This is a genomic window from Streptomyces capoamus, from assembly GCF_014654935.1.
GTDB lineage: Bacteria > Actinomycetota > Actinomycetes > Streptomycetales > Streptomycetaceae > Streptomyces > Streptomyces capoamus.
On sequence record NZ_BNBF01000007.1, the window covers coordinates 18,625 to 34,728 of the forward strand.

At 73.4% G+C, this 16,104-nt stretch carries 19 protein-coding genes; 12 read left to right on the forward strand and 7 right to left on the reverse strand.

The genetic code is table 11. The annotated features are described in order from the left end of the window. The 4 genes from IE312_RS13115 to IE312_RS13130 form a co-directional block, all read left to right on the forward strand. A partial coding sequence (locus IE312_RS13115) for an ABC transporter ATP-binding protein (RefSeq protein WP_229899652.1) occupies positions 1 to 824 on the forward strand: 824 nt, incomplete at its 5' end. Beyond that, positions 821 to 1,561, forward strand: a complete 741-nt coding sequence (locus IE312_RS13120) for an ABC transporter permease (RefSeq protein WP_189981361.1) — start codon at positions 821 to 823, stop codon at positions 1,559 to 1,561. The genes IE312_RS13115 and IE312_RS13120, both read left to right, overlap by 4 nt. Before the next feature lie 5 nt (positions 1,562 to 1,566). Next, entirely contained in the window at positions 1,567 to 2,757 is a 1,191-nt protein-coding gene (locus tag IE312_RS13125; RefSeq protein WP_189981814.1) for a sensor histidine kinase, read from the forward strand. Continuing rightward, on the forward strand, positions 2,754 to 3,368 hold the full coding sequence (locus tag IE312_RS13130) for a response regulator transcription factor (RefSeq protein ID WP_189981362.1): 615 nt from the start codon (positions 2,754 to 2,756) through the stop codon (positions 3,366 to 3,368). The genes IE312_RS13125 and IE312_RS13130 overlap by 4 nt, the downstream gene beginning before the upstream one ends. Before the next feature lie 24 nt (positions 3,369 to 3,392). On the opposite strand, the gene IE312_RS13135 is transcribed toward IE312_RS13130, so the two are convergent. Then, positions 3,393 to 4,259 (reverse strand): transglutaminase family protein, encoded by an 867-nt coding sequence (locus IE312_RS13135; RefSeq protein WP_189981363.1) that lies wholly within the window; start codon positions 4,257 to 4,259, stop codon positions 3,393 to 3,395. A gap of 29 nt (positions 4,260 to 4,288) precedes the next feature. Further along, positions 4,289 to 5,404 carry a GNAT family N-acetyltransferase gene (locus tag IE312_RS13140; RefSeq protein ID WP_189981364.1) on the reverse strand — a complete coding sequence of 372 codons (1,116 nt, stop codon included), beginning with the start codon at positions 5,402 to 5,404 and terminating at the stop codon, positions 4,289 to 4,291. A 140-nt stretch (positions 5,405 to 5,544) separates the two neighbouring features. Here IE312_RS13140 and fdxA point away from each other — a divergent pair, with 140 nt between their 5' ends. Together fdxA and IE312_RS13150 are read left to right on the forward strand one after the other, a co-directional pair. Next, positions 5,545 to 5,865, forward strand: a complete 321-nt coding sequence (fdxA, locus tag IE312_RS13145; RefSeq protein ID WP_014674796.1) for a ferredoxin — start codon at positions 5,545 to 5,547, stop codon at positions 5,863 to 5,865. A 123-nt stretch (positions 5,866 to 5,988) separates the two neighbouring features. Further along, positions 5,989 to 7,080, forward strand: coding sequence for a bifunctional succinyldiaminopimelate transaminase/glutamate-prephenate aminotransferase (locus IE312_RS13150; protein ID WP_189981365.1), 1,092 nt, complete (start codon positions 5,989 to 5,991; stop codon positions 7,078 to 7,080). Positions 7,081 to 7,136: 56 nt separating this feature from the next. On the opposite strand, the gene IE312_RS13155 is transcribed toward IE312_RS13150, so the two are convergent. Together IE312_RS13155 and IE312_RS13160 are read right to left on the reverse strand one after the other, a co-directional pair. Further along, a complete protein-coding gene (locus IE312_RS13155) occupies positions 7,137 to 7,619 on the reverse strand; it encodes an ATP-binding protein (protein WP_189981366.1) in 483 nt (160 codons plus the stop codon). A gap of 286 nt (positions 7,620 to 7,905) precedes the next feature. After that, on the reverse strand, positions 7,906 to 8,898 hold the full coding sequence (locus IE312_RS13160; RefSeq protein WP_189981367.1) for a VldE C-terminal domain-containing protein: 993 nt from the start codon (positions 8,896 to 8,898) through the stop codon (positions 7,906 to 7,908). 104 nt (positions 8,899 to 9,002) lie between these two features. On the opposite strand from IE312_RS13160, the gene dapE reads away from it, so the two are divergent. Together dapE and IE312_RS13170 are read left to right on the forward strand one after the other, a co-directional pair. Further along, entirely contained in the window at positions 9,003 to 10,082 is a 1,080-nt protein-coding gene (gene dapE / locus IE312_RS13165) for a succinyl-diaminopimelate desuccinylase (protein ID WP_189981368.1), read from the forward strand. A gap of 105 nt (positions 10,083 to 10,187) precedes the next feature. After that, positions 10,188 to 10,946: an LOG family protein gene (locus tag IE312_RS13170; protein WP_189981369.1), complete on the forward strand. Its 759-nt coding sequence runs from the start codon at positions 10,188 to 10,190 to the stop codon at positions 10,944 to 10,946. A gap of 20 nt (positions 10,947 to 10,966) precedes the next feature. On the opposite strand, the gene folP is transcribed toward IE312_RS13170, so the two are convergent. Next, on the reverse strand, positions 10,967 to 11,827 hold the full coding sequence (folP, locus tag IE312_RS13175; RefSeq protein WP_189981370.1) for a dihydropteroate synthase: 861 nt from the start codon (positions 11,825 to 11,827) through the stop codon (positions 10,967 to 10,969). Between the two features lie 137 nt (positions 11,828 to 11,964). On the opposite strand from folP, the gene IE312_RS13180 reads away from it, so the two are divergent. Together IE312_RS13180 and IE312_RS13185 are read left to right on the forward strand one after the other, a co-directional pair. After that, the gene (locus IE312_RS13180) at positions 11,965 to 12,330 is read left to right on the forward strand and encodes a DivIVA domain-containing protein (RefSeq protein ID WP_189981371.1); all 366 of its coding nucleotides are present in this window, start codon (positions 11,965 to 11,967) and stop codon (positions 12,328 to 12,330) included. Next, on the forward strand, positions 12,327 to 12,914 hold the full coding sequence (locus IE312_RS13185; RefSeq protein WP_189981372.1) for a DNA-3-methyladenine glycosylase I: 588 nt from the start codon (positions 12,327 to 12,329) through the stop codon (positions 12,912 to 12,914). The genes IE312_RS13180 and IE312_RS13185 overlap by 4 nt, the downstream gene beginning before the upstream one ends. 119 nt (positions 12,915 to 13,033) lie before the next feature. Here the strand turns inward: IE312_RS13185 and chcB are convergent, their stop codons facing one another. Further along, the gene (chcB, locus tag IE312_RS13190) at positions 13,034 to 13,837 is read right to left on the reverse strand and encodes a 2-cyclohexenylcarbonyl CoA isomerase (protein WP_189981373.1); all 804 of its coding nucleotides are present in this window, start codon (positions 13,835 to 13,837) and stop codon (positions 13,034 to 13,036) included. A gap of 373 nt (positions 13,838 to 14,210) precedes the next feature. Here chcB and IE312_RS13195 point away from each other — a divergent pair, with 373 nt between their 5' ends. Then, positions 14,211 to 14,378 carry a DUF3117 domain-containing protein gene (locus tag IE312_RS13195; protein WP_018544333.1) on the forward strand — a complete coding sequence of 56 codons (168 nt, stop codon included), beginning with the start codon at positions 14,211 to 14,213 and terminating at the stop codon, positions 14,376 to 14,378. Positions 14,379 to 14,474: 96 nt separating this feature from the next. Here IE312_RS13195 and IE312_RS13200 read toward each other — a convergent pair whose 3' ends face one another. Further along, positions 14,475 to 15,173, reverse strand: coding sequence for an O-methyltransferase (locus IE312_RS13200; protein ID WP_306419740.1), 699 nt, complete (start codon positions 15,171 to 15,173; stop codon positions 14,475 to 14,477). A 235-nt stretch (positions 15,174 to 15,408) separates the two neighbouring features. Between IE312_RS13200 and sigE the strand changes: the two genes are divergently transcribed. Further along, positions 15,409 to 16,104: RNA polymerase sigma factor SigE (gene sigE, locus IE312_RS13205; protein ID WP_189981374.1), on the forward strand; the 696-nt coding region annotated here is incomplete at its 3' end.

Consider the following 16,104-nt stretch of genomic DNA (forward strand, 5'->3'; position numbering starts at 1 on the left):
TGTACCCGGGCGAGACCGTCGCCCTCCTCGGCCCGAACGGGGCCGGCAAGTCCACCACCCTGGACCTGCTCCTCGGGCTCAAGCTCGCCGACAGCGGCACGGTGAGCCTGTTCGGCACCGGCCCGCGCGAGGCGATCGTCGCCGGCCGGGTCGGCGCCATGCTGCAGAGCGGCGGCCTGATGGACGGGGTCACCGTCACCGAACTGGTCAGGCTGGCCTGCTCGCTGCACCCGCGGCCGTACCCGGTGTCCGAGGTGCTGGCCCGAGCGGGCGTCACCCAGATCGCCGACCGCAAGGTCGACAAGCTCTCCGGCGGCCAGGCCCAGCGGGTCCGGTTCGCCCTCGCCACCGCCGGCGACAGCGACCTGATCATCCTGGACGAGCCGACCACCGGCATGGACGTCTCCGCCCGCCAGGCCTTCTGGGCCACCATGCGGGAACAGGCCGACCAGGGCCGTACGGTCCTCTTCGCCACCCACTACCTGGAAGAGGCCGACGCCATCGCCGACCGGGTGCTCGTGCTGCACCGGGGGCGGCTGCTCGCCGACGGCACCGCGGCCGAGATCAAGGCCAGGGCGGGTGCGCGGCGGATCTCCTTCGACCTGGAGGGCCAGATCGACGACGGCGCCCTGCGCGGCCTGCCGTTCCTCACCTCCCTCGACGTGTCGGGCCAGACCGTCCGCATCCAGTCGTCCGACGCCGACGCGACCGTGCAGGCCCTGTACGGCCTCGGCGTCTACCCCCGCAATCTCGAAGTCGCCGGGCTCGGACTGGAGCAGGCCTTCGTCGCCATCACGGAGGCCGAGGAGGCCAAGCAGTCATGAACGCCCTCATCGCACTGGAGTTGTCCCGCGCCCTGCGGAACAAGAAGTTCCTGTTCTTCTCGGTGCTCTACCCCTCCTTCATCTACCTGATCTTCTCCAGCAGTGCCGGCTCGACCGAGAAGGTCGGCGACAGCGGACTGACCGTCGCCACCTACCTGATGGTCTCCATGGCCTCCTTCGGCGCCCTGACCGCCGTCCTGATGGGCAACAGCGAGCGCATCGCCAAGGAGCGCGAGAGCGGCTGGGTACGGCAGCTGCGGCTGACCCCGCTGCCCGGGCGCGGCTACGTCCTCGCCAAGACCGCGAGCGCCGCCGTGGTGAGCCTGCCGGCCATCGTCGTCGTGTTCGCCGTCGCCGCCGGCATCAAGCAGGTGCGCCTCGACGCCTGGCAGTGGCTCGCGCTCACCGGGGTCATCTGGGCCGGCAGCCTGGTCTTCGCCGCGCTCGGCGTCGCCATCGGCTACCTCGCCTCCGGGGACGCGGTCCGCCCGATCACGATGATCGTCTACTTCGGCCTGTCGATCCTCGGCGGCCTGTGGATGCCCTCCACCACCTTCCCGCAGGTCCTGCAGGACATCGCCAAGTGGCTGCCCACACACGCGTACGCTGCCCTGGGACGGGCGATCGAGCAGAACCAGGCCCCGCACGCGGCGGACATCGCCGTCCTCGCCGTCTACTTCGTCCTCTTCGCGGGCGGCGCGGCCTGGCTGTACCGGAAGGACACGCTGAAGGCGTGAGCAGCATGACGGAAGACCGGCGGACCGGTCAGGCGCGGCCGGAGCACCAGGTGCGCATCGGCCAGGGGCCCCGCAACCGGCGCGAGCTGATGGTGAAGGTGCTGTGGATCGGCGTCTGGCTGGTCTTCCTCAGCTCCCCGGTGAAGGACCTGGCCTCCGGCCGCCACACCCCGGGCGCCACGGCCGGCGGCGCGATCGGCCTCGCCGCCTTCGTCACCGCCTATCTGACGCTGGTCTTCCGGAACATCGGCCGGCCGTTCTCGCCGCGGTTCGTCGTCTCGGTGATCTCGGTCCTCGCGGTCCTCGCCCCCCTGCTGTCGTACACCCTCGGCGGCGCCTGGCTCGGCCTGTTCGTCTACCTGTCGGTCGCCTGCGGGGCGACCTTGCCGGTCCGGGCCGCGTGCTGGTCGATCCCGGCGGCGACCGCCGTGATGTACCTCGTCGGACTGCGCTGGCACGAGGAGGCGGACGACACCCTGCTCCTGGTCCCGCTGATCGGTTTCGCGATGGTCGGGGTCGGCCAACTGGTCCGCACCACGATCGAGTTGCGCAAGGCCCGGGCCACCGTGGCCCAGCTCGCCGCCAACGAGGAGCGGCTGCGCCTCGCTCGCGACCTGCACGACCTGCTCGGCCACTCGCTGTCGCTGATCACGCTGAAGAGCGAGCTGGCCGGCCGGATGCTGCCCGACCACCCCGGCAAGGCGGCCCAGCAGGTCGCCGACATCGAACAGGTCAGCCGGCAGGCCCTGGTCGACGTCCGGGAGGCCGTGACCGGCTACCGGCGTCCCCGGCTCGCCGCCGAACTCGCCGGCGCCCAGGTCGCCCTGACCGCCGCCGGGGTCACCGCCGAGGTGCCCGCCGACCCCGACCTCGCCGGCGTCCCCGAGGAGGCCGAGTCCGCGCTCGCCTGGGCGCTGCGCGAGGCGGTCACCAACGTGGTCCGGCACAGCGGCGCCGAGCACTGCGCCGTCCAGCTGCTGCACCGCCAGACCCTGGACGGGCCGGTGCTCGAACTCTGTGTCGAGGACGACGGCGGCGGGGGCTCCGGGACGGGGCCGGGCAACGGCCTGACCGGCCTGACCGAGCGGCTGGAGAAGGCCGGCGGCACCCTGGAGGCGAGCCGGGTCAAGCGCGGCTTCCGGCTCGTCGCCCGCGTGCCCACGGCCACCGGGCCGGACGTAGGATCCCGGGCATGACGAGCATGATCAAGGTTCTCCTCGCCGAGGACCAGTCGATGGTCCGCGAGGCACTGGCCGCGCTGCTCGGCCTGGAGGACGACATCGAGGTCGTCGCCCAGGTCGCGCGCGGCGACGAGGTGCTCGCGGCCGTCGGCGCGCACGGCGTGGACGTCGCGCTGCTCGACATAGAGATGCCCGGCTGCACCGGCATCGAGGCCGCGGCCCGGGTGCGCCGGGAGTTCCCGGCGGTCAAGCTGGTCGTCCTGACGACCTTCGGCCGGCCCGGTTACCTGCGCAGCGCCATGGAAGCGGGCGCCGACGCCTTCCTCGTCAAGGACGCCCCGGCCGCCCAGCTCGCGGAGGCGATCCGCAAGGTGCTGGCCGGCGAGCGGGTCATCGACCCCACGCTGGCCGCCGCGGCGCTCGCCGAGGGCGCGAACCCGCTCACCGAGCGCGAACGCGAGGTGCTCCGCGCGGCGGCCGACGGCTCCACCAACGCCGAACTGGCCCGGACGCTGCACCTCTCCCAGGGCACGGTGCGCAACTACCTCTCCACCGCCATCCAGAAACTGGCGGCGCGCAACCGGGCCGAGGCGGTACGCATCGCCCGGGACAAGGGATGGCTCTGACGGGGACGGCCGTGGCCGCCGGGCTCAGTTGAGCTTGGCCCGCGCCGTGCCCGCCTCCTGGCGCACCTTGCGCGCGACCGACTCGTCCACCACCTCGACCAGATCGGCGTAGTGCTCCATCTCCTCGGCGCCGGCGACGAACTGACCGCGCTGCACCAGCAGCTGGCCGCGCTCGTAGCGCAGCCGCGCCGGATGCGAGGGGATGAGCAGGGCCAGCTCCACGGCCCGCAGCGCCACGTCGGACCGTTCCGGCCGCGCCGCCGCCCACGCCCGGATGTTGTTCAGGATGCGCTGGACGACGTCCAGGGGCCGCGCCGGCTCCAGCACCGCGGGGTCGAGCGAGGCGCCCGTCGCACCCGCCACCAGCAACTCGGCGTCCGCCCCGGTCAGCACCCGGCCCCCGTCGAACGGATCGGCCAGCACCTGCTCGGCCGCCGCGCCGAACCCGACCACGAAGTGCCCCGGCAGCGCGACCCCGTACACCGGGGCGCCCGCCCGGCGCGCGACCTCCAGCCACACCATCGACAGCAGGATCGGCAGCCCGCGCCGCCGGCGCAGCACCTCGTGCAGCAGGGAGGACTCCAGCCGCTGGTAGTCGCCGGGCGTCCCGTGGAACCCGTAGCGGGTGCCGAGCAGCCGCCGCACGGCCTCCGCCCACGCGCGCGGGCCGTCCGGCCGGTACGGCAGCTCGCCCGCCAGCCGGTCCAGCTCGGCCTGCGCGGCGTCGATGCCGGTCTCGTCCAGCGAACCGTCCGTCTCCGCGCCGATCAGCAGGCACAGCGCCGACAGGTCGGGCCGCTCGGCCCGGGCCTCCTCGGCGAACCGCTGCCGCAGCTCGGCGGAGCGCTCCGGCGGGGGCGGGTACGGGGGCGGCAGATACGGGTGACTCATGCCTGGCTCATGCCCTTCCGCGGTGTGTTCTACGGGCGCCCGGAGCGGCCGGATGCCTCCGGCTTCCCGGGCGCCCGGTAGTGGTGGTAGGCGTGGTGCGGCAGGAAGCCGAGGGCGCGGTACAGGGCCCGGCCGCCCTCGTTGTCCGCCTCCACCTGGAGCCAGGCCGCCGAGGCGCCCTCGTCCAGGGCGCGCCGGGCCAGCGCGGCCATCACGGCGGTGGCCAGCCCCTGCCGCCGCCGCCCGGGGTCCACCTCGACGGCGGAGAATCCGGCCCACCGTCCGTCCACGACACACCGGCCGATCGCCGCCGGCGGCTCGCCCTCGCCGGCACCGGGCACCGAGGCGAACCACACCGAGGGCCCGCTGGACAGGACGCGCAGGGCCACCTCGCTCAGCCCCTTGCGCTGGTACCGCGCGAGCCACGCCTCGTCCACCGTCCGGGACAGGACCACCTGCGCGCCTTCGGCCCGGTCCGCGACCGGCGCCGGCGCCCCGGTCCACAGCTCGGCGGTCACCTCCCGCACCCAGCCGCGCCGTTCCAGCTCCGCGCACAGCAGTTCCTGCGTGCCGTCGGCGCCGGTCGCGGTCTGCACGTACGCGGGCAGGCCCCGCTCGCCGTACCAGTGGCGCACGGCCGCCAGGGCCGCGTCGAGCGGCAGACCGGGGTCACCGAGCGGCAGCACGCTGTTGGCCCGGCGCGTGAAGCCCGTCCGCCGCCCGGTCACCGTCCCGGCCGGTCGCTCCCCCGGAGCCGCATGCCCGGGGGCAGCCCCCTCGCGCGGCACCTCCTCGACGGCGGCGCGCAGCTCCCATTCGCCGAGCCGTTCGCTCTCCAGCGGCCGCCACGCGCGCGCGGCGACGCGCGCGAGTTCCGGGTAGGTGGCGGCGGGCCCCCGGCGCCGCGCCGGGGCCGCGGGCACCACCTTGCCCGCCACCAGCGTGTTCTGGGGAATCCGTACCGTTTCGCCGTCCCGCCGTGTGATCATGAGCACGCCGCCGTCCCATGATGTGAGAACACCTACCGTGTCAGTGAACTTCTCCGGTCCGGTACCGGGTTCGCCCAAGCGCCGTACGGAGACCCGTTTGCCCACGTCAGCCGGGGTGATCCGGACCTCCAGGCGTCCTTTCGCCGAGATTTCCATCAGTCAGTTCACCCCTCCTGTGCGGATCATGCTCCGGAACGGAGATACTAGGGGCGGGCATCGACGACGCCGCGCTCCCGCGCGCCAGGCGGCGGAGCCTGAGGAGGCCCGCCAGCGCCCTATCGAGGAGGAACGACAGCGTGACCTACGTCATCGCGCAGCCTTGTGTCGACGTCAAGGACAAGGCGTGCATCGAGGAGTGCCCGGTCGACTGCATCTACGAGGGCCAGCGGTCCTTGTACATCCACCCGGACGAATGCGTCGACTGTGGTGCCTGTGAGCCGGTCTGCCCGGTCGAGGCGATCTTCTACGAGGACGACGTCCCCGAGGAGTGGAAGGACTACTACAAGGCGAACGTCGAGTTCTTCGACGAGCTCGGCTCGCCCGGCGGTGCCAGCAAGCTGGGGCTGATCGAGCGCGACCACCCCTTCGTCGCCGCGCTGCCGCCGCAGGGCGAGTGACCGTCTGAGCGCCAAGCGGCCGCCATATCGCGCCGCCTCGGTCCCGTACGGCCCGATCGTCCCGATCACCGCCGTACGGGACCGAGGCGTTTGCCGCACCGTAGGAAAGTGAGCCTGATTCCCGTGTCCGCAGTCTCCGACCGCCTGCCCGCCTTCCCGTGGGACAAGCTGGCCCCGTACAAGAAGACGGCCGAGGCCCACCCGGACGGCATCGTCGACCTCTCCGTCGGCACCCCGGTCGACCCGGTCCCCGAGCTGGTCCAGAAGGCCCTGATCGACGCGGCCGACTCGCCGGGCTACCCGACCGTCTGGGGCACCCCGGCCCTGCGCGACGCGATCACCGGCTGGCTGGAGCGCCGCCTGGGCGCCCGCGGGATCACCCACCACCACGTGCTGCCGGTCGTCGGCTCCAAGGAACTGGTGGCCTGGCTGCCGACCCAGCTCGGCCTCGGCCCCGGCGACAGGGTCGCCCACCCGCGCCTGGCCTACCCCACCTACGAGGTCGGCGCCCGCCTCGCCCGCGCGGCCCACGAGGTCTACGACGACCCGCGCGAGCTGGACCCCACCGGGCTGAAGCTGCTCTGGCTGAACAGCCCGTCCAACCCGACGGGCAAGGTGCTCGGCAAGCGGGAGCTGACGGACATCGTCGCCTGGGCCCGCGCCCACGGCGTCCTCGTCCTCTCCGACGAGTGCTACCTGGAACTGGGCTGGGAGGCCGACCCGGTCTCGGTCCTGCACCCGGACGTCAACGGCGGTTCCTACGACGGCATCGTCGCCGTCCACTCCCTGTCCAAGCGCTCCAACCTGGCGGGCTACCGGGCGGCCTTCGTCGCCGGCGACCCGGCCGTCCTGGGCCCGCTGCTGGAGATCCGCAAGCACGGCGGCCTGATGACCTCCGCGCCGACCCAGGCCGCGGTCGTGGCCGCCCTCGGCGACGAGGCCCACGTGCACGAGCAGCGCGAGCGCTACGCGGCCCGCCGCGAGGCCCTGCGCGCGGCCCTCCTCGCGGGCGGCTTCCGCATCGAGCACAGCGAGGCCAGCCTGTACCTCTGGGCCACCCGGGACGAGTCCTGCTGGACCACGGTCGCCGACCTCGCCGCCCGCGGCATCCTGGTGGCCCCGGGCGACTTCTACGGCGAGGCGGGCCGCAACCACGTCCGCGTGGCGTTCACGGCGACGGACGAGCGGGTCCGGGCGGCGGTCTCCCGCCTCTAAGACAGGCCGACGGGCCCGGGAGCGGATCCCGGGCCCGTCGGCGGCGACAGCGGGGCTCAGCCGCCCAGCGGCAGTCCCTTGGTCGGCAGCGACGAGGTCGGCAGCCCCTGCGTCGGCAGGGACGACGTCGGCAGTCCGCCCTTGGTGAGGGAGTCCGTCGGCAGGCCGCCCTTCGTGGCACCGGAGGCGGCGTCCCCCAGGACGCCCCCCGCGGTCCCGGCCGCGTCCCCGGCGGCCTTCTGCGCCGCGGGTGCCGCCTTCTTCACGGCGCCGCCGCCGGTCCTGCCCGCGGCCGGCACCGCCTGCCTGACCGCCTTGCCGCCCGTGTCACCCGCGACCGAGGTGACGCCGCTCGCGGCGCCGTCGAGGGTGTTGCCGACGTGCGCGCCGTCCAGCGCGGTCAGGCCGCCCAGGTCGGGGGTGGCCGCCGGCAGGTTCGTGGCCGCTCCGGCGGAGCCGGCCGCACCGACCCCGGCGGCCGCTCCCGCTGCGACGAGCAGCGCGGCACGGGCGATCCGGCGGGTCAGGGGGAGGGTCATGATGCTCCATTCGACGGGGAGAAAACGGTGTGGGCCCGAGTCCGTGTCCGGCTCGGACGCCGTGACTACCGCTCGAGACCCTCGAAGGTTGCGGACGCCCCCGGTAAAGAATGGATAACGCATCGCATTATCAGGTGTGGATAAAAACGGGCAAAGGACATTCGCCCGCACGGCGTGCAGAATCCTTCCACCCCTTGTTTCCCAAGGGACCGCCCGCGCGGTGCGCCTTTCGCCCGCACCGCCGCGCCGGACCGCACCGCACAACCCGCCGGAGTGAGCGCCCGTACTACTGTCCGGCCACGATCCGGACCGCCCCCACCGACTTCTCCGCCCCGCCGGCCCCGTGCGCGCCGGCCGGCCGCCACGCGTCGCTGTCGCTGCCCGCGGTCCACACCCGGCCCGCGTACGACACCCGCTCGATGTGCAGCGCAGAGGAGTTGGCGACCGCCCACTGCGCGAGCTGCCAGCCCCGCTCCCGCTCGCCGCGCCCGGCCGCGTCCCGCCGCGCGCCCCGGGGCACCGGAACCGTCACCGTCCGGCCGTGCGCGGTCGCGGTCACGCTCGGCGACGGGGACGGCGAGGGCACGGGTGTCCCGCCCACCTCCGCACCGGTCTCCTGGAGCGCGTCCCGCCCGAAGTCCCGTACCAGGGCCTGCCGTACCGCGTCCGGACCGGTCGCCGAGGCCGTGCGCTGCGGGCGTCCGTCACAGGTCAGGGTGGCCGCCGCCCGTCCGGTCAGGGCCGCGGCGAGCAACGCGGCGTCCGGCTCGTGCTTGGCGTACGCCTCCGGGTAGCCGCTGCGCTGCACCCGCTGCGCGGCCACCGTGAGCGGCAGGTCCGGGTAGTCCGGCACCTTCGCCAGGTGCGCGTAGAAGATGCCCGCCGCGTACGCCGGGTCCATGATCTGCCGCTCGGTGCCCCAGCCCTGCGAGGGCCGCTGCTGGAACAGGCCCAGCGAGTCCCGGTCACCGTGCCCGATGTTGCGCAGCCCCGACTCCTGCAGGGCGGTCGCCAGCGCGATCGTCACGGCCCGCTCCGGCATCCCGCGCCCGGTGCCCACGGCGGCGATGGTCGCCGCGTTCACCGCCTGCTCCGGCGTGAACTCGTACGACGCCCCGCCGCCGGAGGCCGGGACCACCGTGCAGCCGCGCGCCCCGCCCCCTCCGGTGACGTACTGCACCACGAGGTACGCGACGACGCCGCACAGGACCAACAGGGCCGCGCTGAAACGCAGGAGACGACCGCGGCGCTCGGGACGGGTGGGGGACGGCTCTGACACGCGTACAAGGTACTGGAGCCCCGCCGGACCCCCGCCGGGGGTCCGCACGGGCGGGCCGCACGAGCACCCCGGCCCGGCCGGGGCGGCGCGCTAGGGTCGTGGCCATGGCCGACACCTCGCTTGACCTCACGCTGGACGCCGCCGCGCTCACCGCGCAACTCGTGGACTTCCCGTCCGAGAGCGGCACCGAGAAGCCCCTCGCGGACGCCATCGAGACCGCCCTGCGCGCCCTGCCGCACCTGACGGTCGACCGCCACGGCAACAACGTGATCGCCCGCACGGACCTGGGCCGCGCCGAGCGCGTGATCCTGGCCGGTCACATCGACACCGTGCCCATCGCGGACAACGTGCCCTCGCGGCTCGACGCGGACGGCGTGCTGTGGGGCTGCGGCACCTGCGACATGAAGTCGGGCGTGGCGGTACAGCTGCGCATCGCGGCCACGGTCCCCGCCCCCAACCGCGACCTGACCTTCGTCTTCTACGACAACGAGGAGGTCGCCGCCCACCTCAACGGCCTCCGGCACGTGGCCGAGACCCACCCGGAATGGCTGGTCGGCGACTTCGCGGTCCTGCTGGAGCCCTCCGACGGCGAGGTGGAGGGCGGCTGCCAGGGCACGCTGCGGGTGCTGCTGCGGACCAAGGGCGAGCGGGCCCACTCCGCGCGCGGCTGGATGGGCGCCAACGCCATCCACGCGGCGGCCCCGATCCTGGCCCGCCTGGCCTCCTACGAGGCCCGCCGGCCGGTCATCGACGGCCTGGAGTACCGCGAGGGCCTGAACGCGGTGGGCATCGGCGGGGGAGTGGCCGGGAACGTCATCCCGGACGAGTGCGTGGTGACGGTGAACTTCCGCTACGCCCCCGACCGCACCGAGGAGGAGGCGATCGCGCACGTCCGCGAGGTGTTCGCCGACTGCGGTGTCGAGGAGTTCACGGTCGACGACCACAGCCCCGGCGCGCTGCCCGGCCTCTCCCACCCGGCGGCCGCGGCCTTCATCGAGGCGGTGGGCGGCACGCCGAAGCCCAAGTACGGCTGGACGGACGTCTCGCGTTTCTCCGCGCTGGGCGTCCCCGCGGTCAACTACGGCCCCGGCAACCCGCACCTGGCCCACAAGCGCGACGAGCGGGTGGAGACGGCGAAGATCCTCGCGGGCGAGGAGCGACTGCGGAACTGGCTCACGGCCTAGCTTCCGCGACCGTGTCGGCGCACGCCGGACACGCGCGGGTCCCCCCGCCGTAACCCGTGTGGATCTAGTCTGAGATCGAACTACCGGCAAGCGGAGGGAGCGCACATGGCTACCGGAAACCCCGAGGGGAAGAAGCAGCCGCCGGACGAGCAGCGGCTCGGACCGGTCCTCCGACGGCGGGGCCAGGTGACCGCCAGCACGACCGACCAGCGGCTGCTGGACGAGCGTGCCCCCACGGACTGGGTGCACACCGACCCCTGGCGGGTCCTGCGCATCCAGTCCGAGTTCATCGAGGGCTTCGGCACCCTCGCCGAACTCCCGCCCGCGATCAGTGTGTTCGGCTCGGCCCGGACGCCGGTGGACTCCCCGGAGTACGACGCCGGGGTACGGCTCGGCCGCGGGCTGGTGGAGGCCGGCTGGGCGGTCATCACCGGCGGCGGCCCGGGCGCCATGGAGGCGGCCAACAAGGGGGCGTGCGAGGCGGGCGGCACCTCGGTCGGCCTCGGCATCGAGCTGCCCTTCGAGCAGGGTCTGAACCCCTACGTCGACATCGGGCTGAACTTCCGGTACTTCTTCGTCCGCAAGATGATGTTCGTGAAGTACGCGCAGGGTTTCGTGGTCCTGCCCGGCGGCCTCGGCACGCTCGACGAACTCTTCGAGGCGCTCACCCTGGTCCAGACCCAGAAGGTCACCCGCTTCCCGATCGTCCTCTTCGGCAGCGCGTACTGGGGAGGCCTGGTGGACTGGCTGAAGAACACGCTGGTGGCCCAGGGCAAGGCCGCGGAGAAGGACCTCCTGCTGTTCCACGTCACGGACGAGGTGGAGGAGGCCGTCGCCCTGGTCTCCAAGGAGGCGGCCCGCTAGGGCGCGGGGGCCGCGACCCGTCAGGCCAGACCTCGGCGCGCCACGGCAGGGGGCCGGTGGCCGGCGATGGAGGCGACCATGTCCAGCACCTGACGGGTCTCGGCCACCTCGTGCACCCGGTACACCTGCGCCCCGAGCCACGCGGACACCGCGGTCGTCGCCAGCGTGCCGATCAGCCGTTCCTTCACCGGCCGGTCCAGCGTCTCGCCCACGAAGTCCTTGTTCGACAGCGACACCAGCACCGGCCACCCCGTGGCCACCATCTCGTCCAGCCGCCGCGTCGCCTCCAGGCTGTGCCGGGTGTTCTTGCCGAAGTCGTGCCCGGGGTCGATCAGCACCGACTCCCGCGGCACCCCGAGCGCCACCGCCCGCTCGGCCAGCCCGAGGGTCACCCGGAGGATGTCGTCCACGACGTCGTCGTACGTCACCCGGTGCGGACGCGTCCGCGGCTCCACCCCGCCCGCATGGGTGCACACCAGCCCCGCGCCGTAGCGCGCCGCGACCTCCGCGAGCCCCGGATCGACCCCGCCCCACGCGTCGTTCAGCAGGTCCGCGCCCGCCTCGCACACGGCCTCGCCGACCTCGGCCCGCCAGGTGTCCACGCTGATGACCACGTCCGGGAACCGGCGCCGCACCTCCGCGACGAACCCGACCGTGCGGCGCGCCTCCTCCTGCGCCGAGACCTCCTCGCCGGGCCCCGCCTTGACCCCGCCGATGTCGATGATCGCGGCGCCCTCGGCCACCGCCTGCTCCACGCGGGCCAGGGCCGGCTCGTCGCGGAAGGTGGCTCCCTGGTCGTAGAAGGAATCCGGCGTCCGGTTCACGATCGCCATGATCACCGGCTCGTGCGGGCCGAATTCCCGCCTGCCCAGCCTGAGCATCCGCTGTGACCTCTCGTAGTACGTTCCGCAGTACGGCCGCCTGCGACCCTAACTGTCGGACCCGCATGGCACGATCGGAGCCTGACACTTCCAGCTTCCGGCAAGCCGCCGGTAACGAGCGTGGGGACCCTGAGGCGATGGTGATGTTCTTGTTCCTGGTCGTCGCGCTGGCCGTCGTGGTCGCCGCGGTGACCCTGGCCGTGGTGGGGGGCGGTGAGAGCGCCCCGCTGCCCGAGGCGGCGCCGGAGCGGCTCCACGACCCGCTGCCCGCGGACCGCCCGGTGAGCGGCGCGGACGTGGAGGGGCTGCGCTTCCCGCTCGCCCCGCGCGGCTACCGCATGGCCGACGTCGACGACGCCCTCGGCCGGCTCGCCGCCGAGCTGGCGGAGCGGGACGCCCGCATCGCGGACCTGGAGTCCGCGCTGGCCGGTGCCCGGGCCGCCGCGGCGCACGTCCAGCACGCCCCTGGGCGGCAGGGCGAGGAACCGGAGGAGCGGCGATGAGCACCGGAGCGGCCGTCGCCGGGCCGGACGGCGCCCTGCGCTGCCCCTGGGGCCTGTCCACCGACGACTACGTGGCGTACCACGACGAGGAGTGGGGCCGCCCGGTCCACGGCGACGACGCCCTCTTCGAGCGGCTCAGCCTGGAGGCGTTCCAGTCGGGCCTGTCCTGGATCACGATCCTGCGCCGCCGCCCGGGCTTCCGCGCGGCCTTCGCCGGCTTCCGGATCGAGAAGGTCGCCGCCTTCACCGGCGCCGACCGCGAGCGCCTGCTCGCCGACCCGGGCATCATCCGCAACCGGGCCAAGATCGACGCGACCCTCGCCAACGCGCGCGTGCTCGCGGACTGGGCCGAGGGCGACCTGGACGAGCTGATCTGGTCCCACGCCCCCGACCCGGCCGCCCGCCCGGCCCCGCAGACCCTCGCGGACGTGCCGGCGGTGACCCCGGAGTCGACGGCCCTGTCGAAGGCGCTGAAGAAACGGGGGCTCAGGTTCGTCGGCCCGACGACCGCGTACGCGCTGATGCAGGCGTGCGGCCTGGTCGACGACCACCTGGCGGCCTGCGTGGCCCGCGGCGCCCGGTGAGGGGACGCCGGGGCCGCGCCGGCACCGTCGCCCGGGCCTAGGCCCTGTCGTTTGGATCAACCCGGCGTCGCGGCGGAAGGCGCCGCACGCCTCAGCCGGCCTGATCCAAACGACAGAGCCTAGCGGCCCAGGTACTTCGGCTTCTCCTTGTTCACGAACGCCTGCACGGCGATCGCGTGGTCCTCGGACCGCCCCGCCCGCGTCTGGAGTTCGTCCTCCTTCTCCAGCGTCTCCTCCAGCGAGTGCGTCAGCCCGTAACCCACCGCCTCCTTGATCGCCGCGTACGCCACCGTCGGCCCCTCGGCCAGCGCCCGCGCCGTCTTCTCGGCCTCGGCGCGCAGTTCCGCCGCCGGTACGACCCGGTTGGCGATCCCCAGCTCCAGCGCGTCCCGCGCGCCGATGCTGCGCGGGAACAGCAGCAGGTCGGCGGCGCGGCCCGGGCCGATCACCCGGGGCAGCGTCCAGGAGATGCCGGAGTCGGCGGTCAGGGCCACACCGGCGAACGAGGTGTTGAAGGAGGCGGTGTCGGCCACGATGCGGTAGTCCGCGGCGAGCGCGAAACCGAACCCGGCCCCGGCCGCGACCCCGTTCACCGCCGCGACCACCGGCTTGGCCGCCCCGGCGAGCGCGCGCACGACGGGGTTGTAGTGCTCCTTGACCGTGCGCATGGTCTGCCCGGCCCCGGTCTCGCGGTCACTGGCCAGCAGCCCGATGTGCTCCTTGAGGTCCTGGCCCACGCAGAAGGCCCGGTCCCCGGCCGCGGTCAGCAGGATCGCCCGTACGGCCGTGTCGCCGGCCGCGGATTCCGCCGCCTCCCGCAGGGCGTTCTTCGTCGCGATGTTCAGCGCGTTCATCGCCTCGGGGCGGTTCAGCGTGATCGTCGCGAGTCCCTCGCCCACCTCGTAGAGCACGGTGTCGGCCATGGCGCATCCCCTCCGGTGTCGCGGCTGGTGACGTACCGCTCGGTACGCCCCTGTCTGAGGACAGCATGGCGGAGATCGCCGCCCAGGAGCCGGACCGGACGTGTGACCTGCGTCAAAGAAAATGAGAGCGGATCGGCTCGCCCGATCCGCCGGGGGTGGCGAAGTATCGCAGCCACATCGCCGAATTGGGTGGTTTTGCTCGCGCGCGTTGCCCAAGCGATGCCGACCGACGTTGGTCATCGGGTGCTGCGATGCGGGATAATGGCTGGGAAGCAATGTGTTCGATGCCGGTGTCGCGTGTCCGTTGTGGATGGCGGCTGCCCTTGCGGGGCCGTCGGCAGACGATGAGCTGGTTTCAGGAAGGGGAACGAGCATGGCGGCCATGAAGCCGCGGACGGGTGATGGCCCGCTCGAGGTGACCAAGGAGGGGCGGGGCATCGTCATGCGCGTTCCGCTCGAAGGCGGCGGTCGGCTCGTCGTCGAGCTGACCCCTGACGAGGCCGAGGCGCTCGGCGACGCCCTCAAGAAGGTCGTCGTCTGACGTCCCAGCGATCCTGTCCTACCGGCTGCCCCGGCATCGTACGCGGTGCCGGGGCAGTCGCGTCCACGTCCCCCGCCCGCGGGTTCGGCCGCGGGTTCAGCGCTTGACGGCGCACAGCAGGCCGTCGCCCACCGGCAGCAGCGAGGAGACCAGTTCCTGGCTCTCCCGGACGGTGCGCAGCAGCTCGCGCAGCCGCAGCACCTCGGTCGGCTGCGGCCCCGAGTCGACCGTGCGGCCGTTGGCGAAGACACCCTCGAACACCACCAGGCCACCGGTCCTGAGCAGCCGCAGCGATTCCCCGAGGTAGTCCGGGTACTCCAGCCGGTCACCGTCGCAGAAGACCAGGTCGTAGCCGGCGTCGGCGAGACGCGGGAGCACGTCCAGGGCGCGGCCGGGGATGAAGCGGGCCCGGTTGCTGGCGAAGCCGCACACCCGGAAGGCCTGCCGGGCGAACTGCTGGTGGTCCGGCTCCGGGTCCACGGTGGTGAGCACCCCGTCCGGCCGCATCCCGTGCAGCAGGTGCATCCCCGACACCCCGCAGCCCGTGCCGATCTCCGCGACCGCCTTCGCGTCCACGGAGGCGGCGAGCAGTCGCAGCGCGGCGCCCGTGCTGGGCGACACCGAGCGCAGCCCTGCCTCGCGGGCCCGTTCGCGGGCCCAGCGCAGCGCTTCGTCCTCGGCGACAAAGGCGTCGGCGAACGCCCAGCTCGTCTGCCGGTTGCCGGTAATGACCCTCTCCTGTCCCCGTGGTTGCCTGGGCGTGACTGTATCCGTTGGCGTCGGGAACCCGCAGATGGGACCGGGCGTTTACAGGGGAAGAGGCGGTGACCGCAGGCGCGACGGGGGGCGAGAGGTGGATCAGGACGCCGAGCAACTGCTGACGCAGGCGGATGAGCCGTATCAGCGTGTATCAAATTCTCGTAAAACCGCTTATCCGGAGCTAACGGGCGAGGTGGCTATGGTAGGGGCTCCACTGGACACCACCAGAGCCGACAGGGGAGGTGCGGCTGCACCCGAGGACCGGGGCGGAGTGCTGCGGCGCTTCCTCGGGTCGGCGGGCAGGCCGAGATCCGTGACCGACACCGCTGACAGCCACGCCACCCGTCTCGCCGCAGGCGAGACCCAGACCGCGACCTTCGCCACCGACGCGGACGGGCAGGCGTGGACTCCGCCCACGTGGGACGAGATCGTCAGCACGCACAGCGGCCGCGTCTACCGTCTCGCCTACCGCCTGACGGGCAACCAGCACGACGCCGAGGACCTCACCCAGGAGGTCTTCGTCCGTGTCTTCCGCTCCCTGTCGACGTACTCGCCGGGCACCTTCGAGGGCTGGCTGCACCGCATCACCACGAACCTCTTCCTGGACATGGTCCGGCGCAAGCAGCGCATCCGCTTCGACGCCCTCGGCGAGGACGCGGCCGAGCGCCTGCCCAGCCGCGAGCCCACCCCGCAGCAGATGTTCAACGACGCCCACTTCGACGCCGACGTCCAGCAGGCCCTCGACACCCTCGCGCCCGAGTTCCGCGCCGCCGTCGTCCTGTGCGACATCGAAGGACTGTCGTACGAGGAGATCGCCGCGACCCTCGGCGTGAAGCTCGGCACGGTCCGCTCGCGCATCCACCGCGGCCGGTCCCAGCTGCGCAAGGCCCTCGCGCATCGCTCGCCGGAGGCCCGCGCGGCCGAGCGGCGCTCCTTCCTGACCAGGGTCCCCGCTCTGGGGGGAGGG

What these genes read in the sequence shown, in the direction of transcription:
- IE312_RS13180 (WP_189981371.1), top strand. Translation starts at nt 11,965, where the DNA reads ATGGTGATGTTCTTGTTCCTGGTCGTCGCGCTGGCCGTCGTGGTCGCC.
- IE312_RS13135 (WP_189981363.1), bottom strand. Translation starts at nt 4,259, where the DNA reads ATGAGTCACCCGTATCTGCCGCCCCCGTACCCGCCCCCGCCGGAGCGC.
- IE312_RS13140 (WP_189981364.1), bottom strand. Translation starts at nt 5,404, where the DNA reads ATGGAAATCTCGGCGAAAGGACGCCTGGAGGTCCGGATCACCCCGGCT.
- IE312_RS13195 (WP_018544333.1), top strand. Translation starts at nt 14,211, where the DNA reads ATGGCGGCCATGAAGCCGCGGACGGGTGATGGCCCGCTCGAGGTGACC.
- folP (WP_189981370.1), bottom strand. Translation starts at nt 11,827, where the DNA reads ATGCTCAGGCTGGGCAGGCGGGAATTCGGCCCGCACGAGCCGGTGATC.
- IE312_RS13170 (WP_189981369.1), top strand. Translation starts at nt 10,188, where the DNA reads ATGGCTACCGGAAACCCCGAGGGGAAGAAGCAGCCGCCGGACGAGCAG.
- IE312_RS13125 (WP_189981814.1), top strand. Translation starts at nt 1,567, where the DNA reads ATGACGGAAGACCGGCGGACCGGTCAGGCGCGGCCGGAGCACCAGGTG.
- IE312_RS13120 (WP_189981361.1), top strand. Translation starts at nt 821, where the DNA reads ATGAACGCCCTCATCGCACTGGAGTTGTCCCGCGCCCTGCGGAACAAG.
- IE312_RS13130 (WP_189981362.1), top strand. Translation starts at nt 2,754, where the DNA reads ATGACGAGCATGATCAAGGTTCTCCTCGCCGAGGACCAGTCGATGGTC.
- IE312_RS13185 (WP_189981372.1), top strand. Translation starts at nt 12,327, where the DNA reads ATGAGCACCGGAGCGGCCGTCGCCGGGCCGGACGGCGCCCTGCGCTGC.
- IE312_RS13155 (WP_189981366.1), bottom strand. Translation starts at nt 7,619, where the DNA reads ATGACCCTCCCCCTGACCCGCCGGATCGCCCGTGCCGCGCTGCTCGTC.
- dapE (WP_189981368.1), top strand. Translation starts at nt 9,003, where the DNA reads ATGGCCGACACCTCGCTTGACCTCACGCTGGACGCCGCCGCGCTCACC.
- chcB (WP_189981373.1), bottom strand. Translation starts at nt 13,837, where the DNA reads ATGGCCGACACCGTGCTCTACGAGGTGGGCGAGGGACTCGCGACGATC.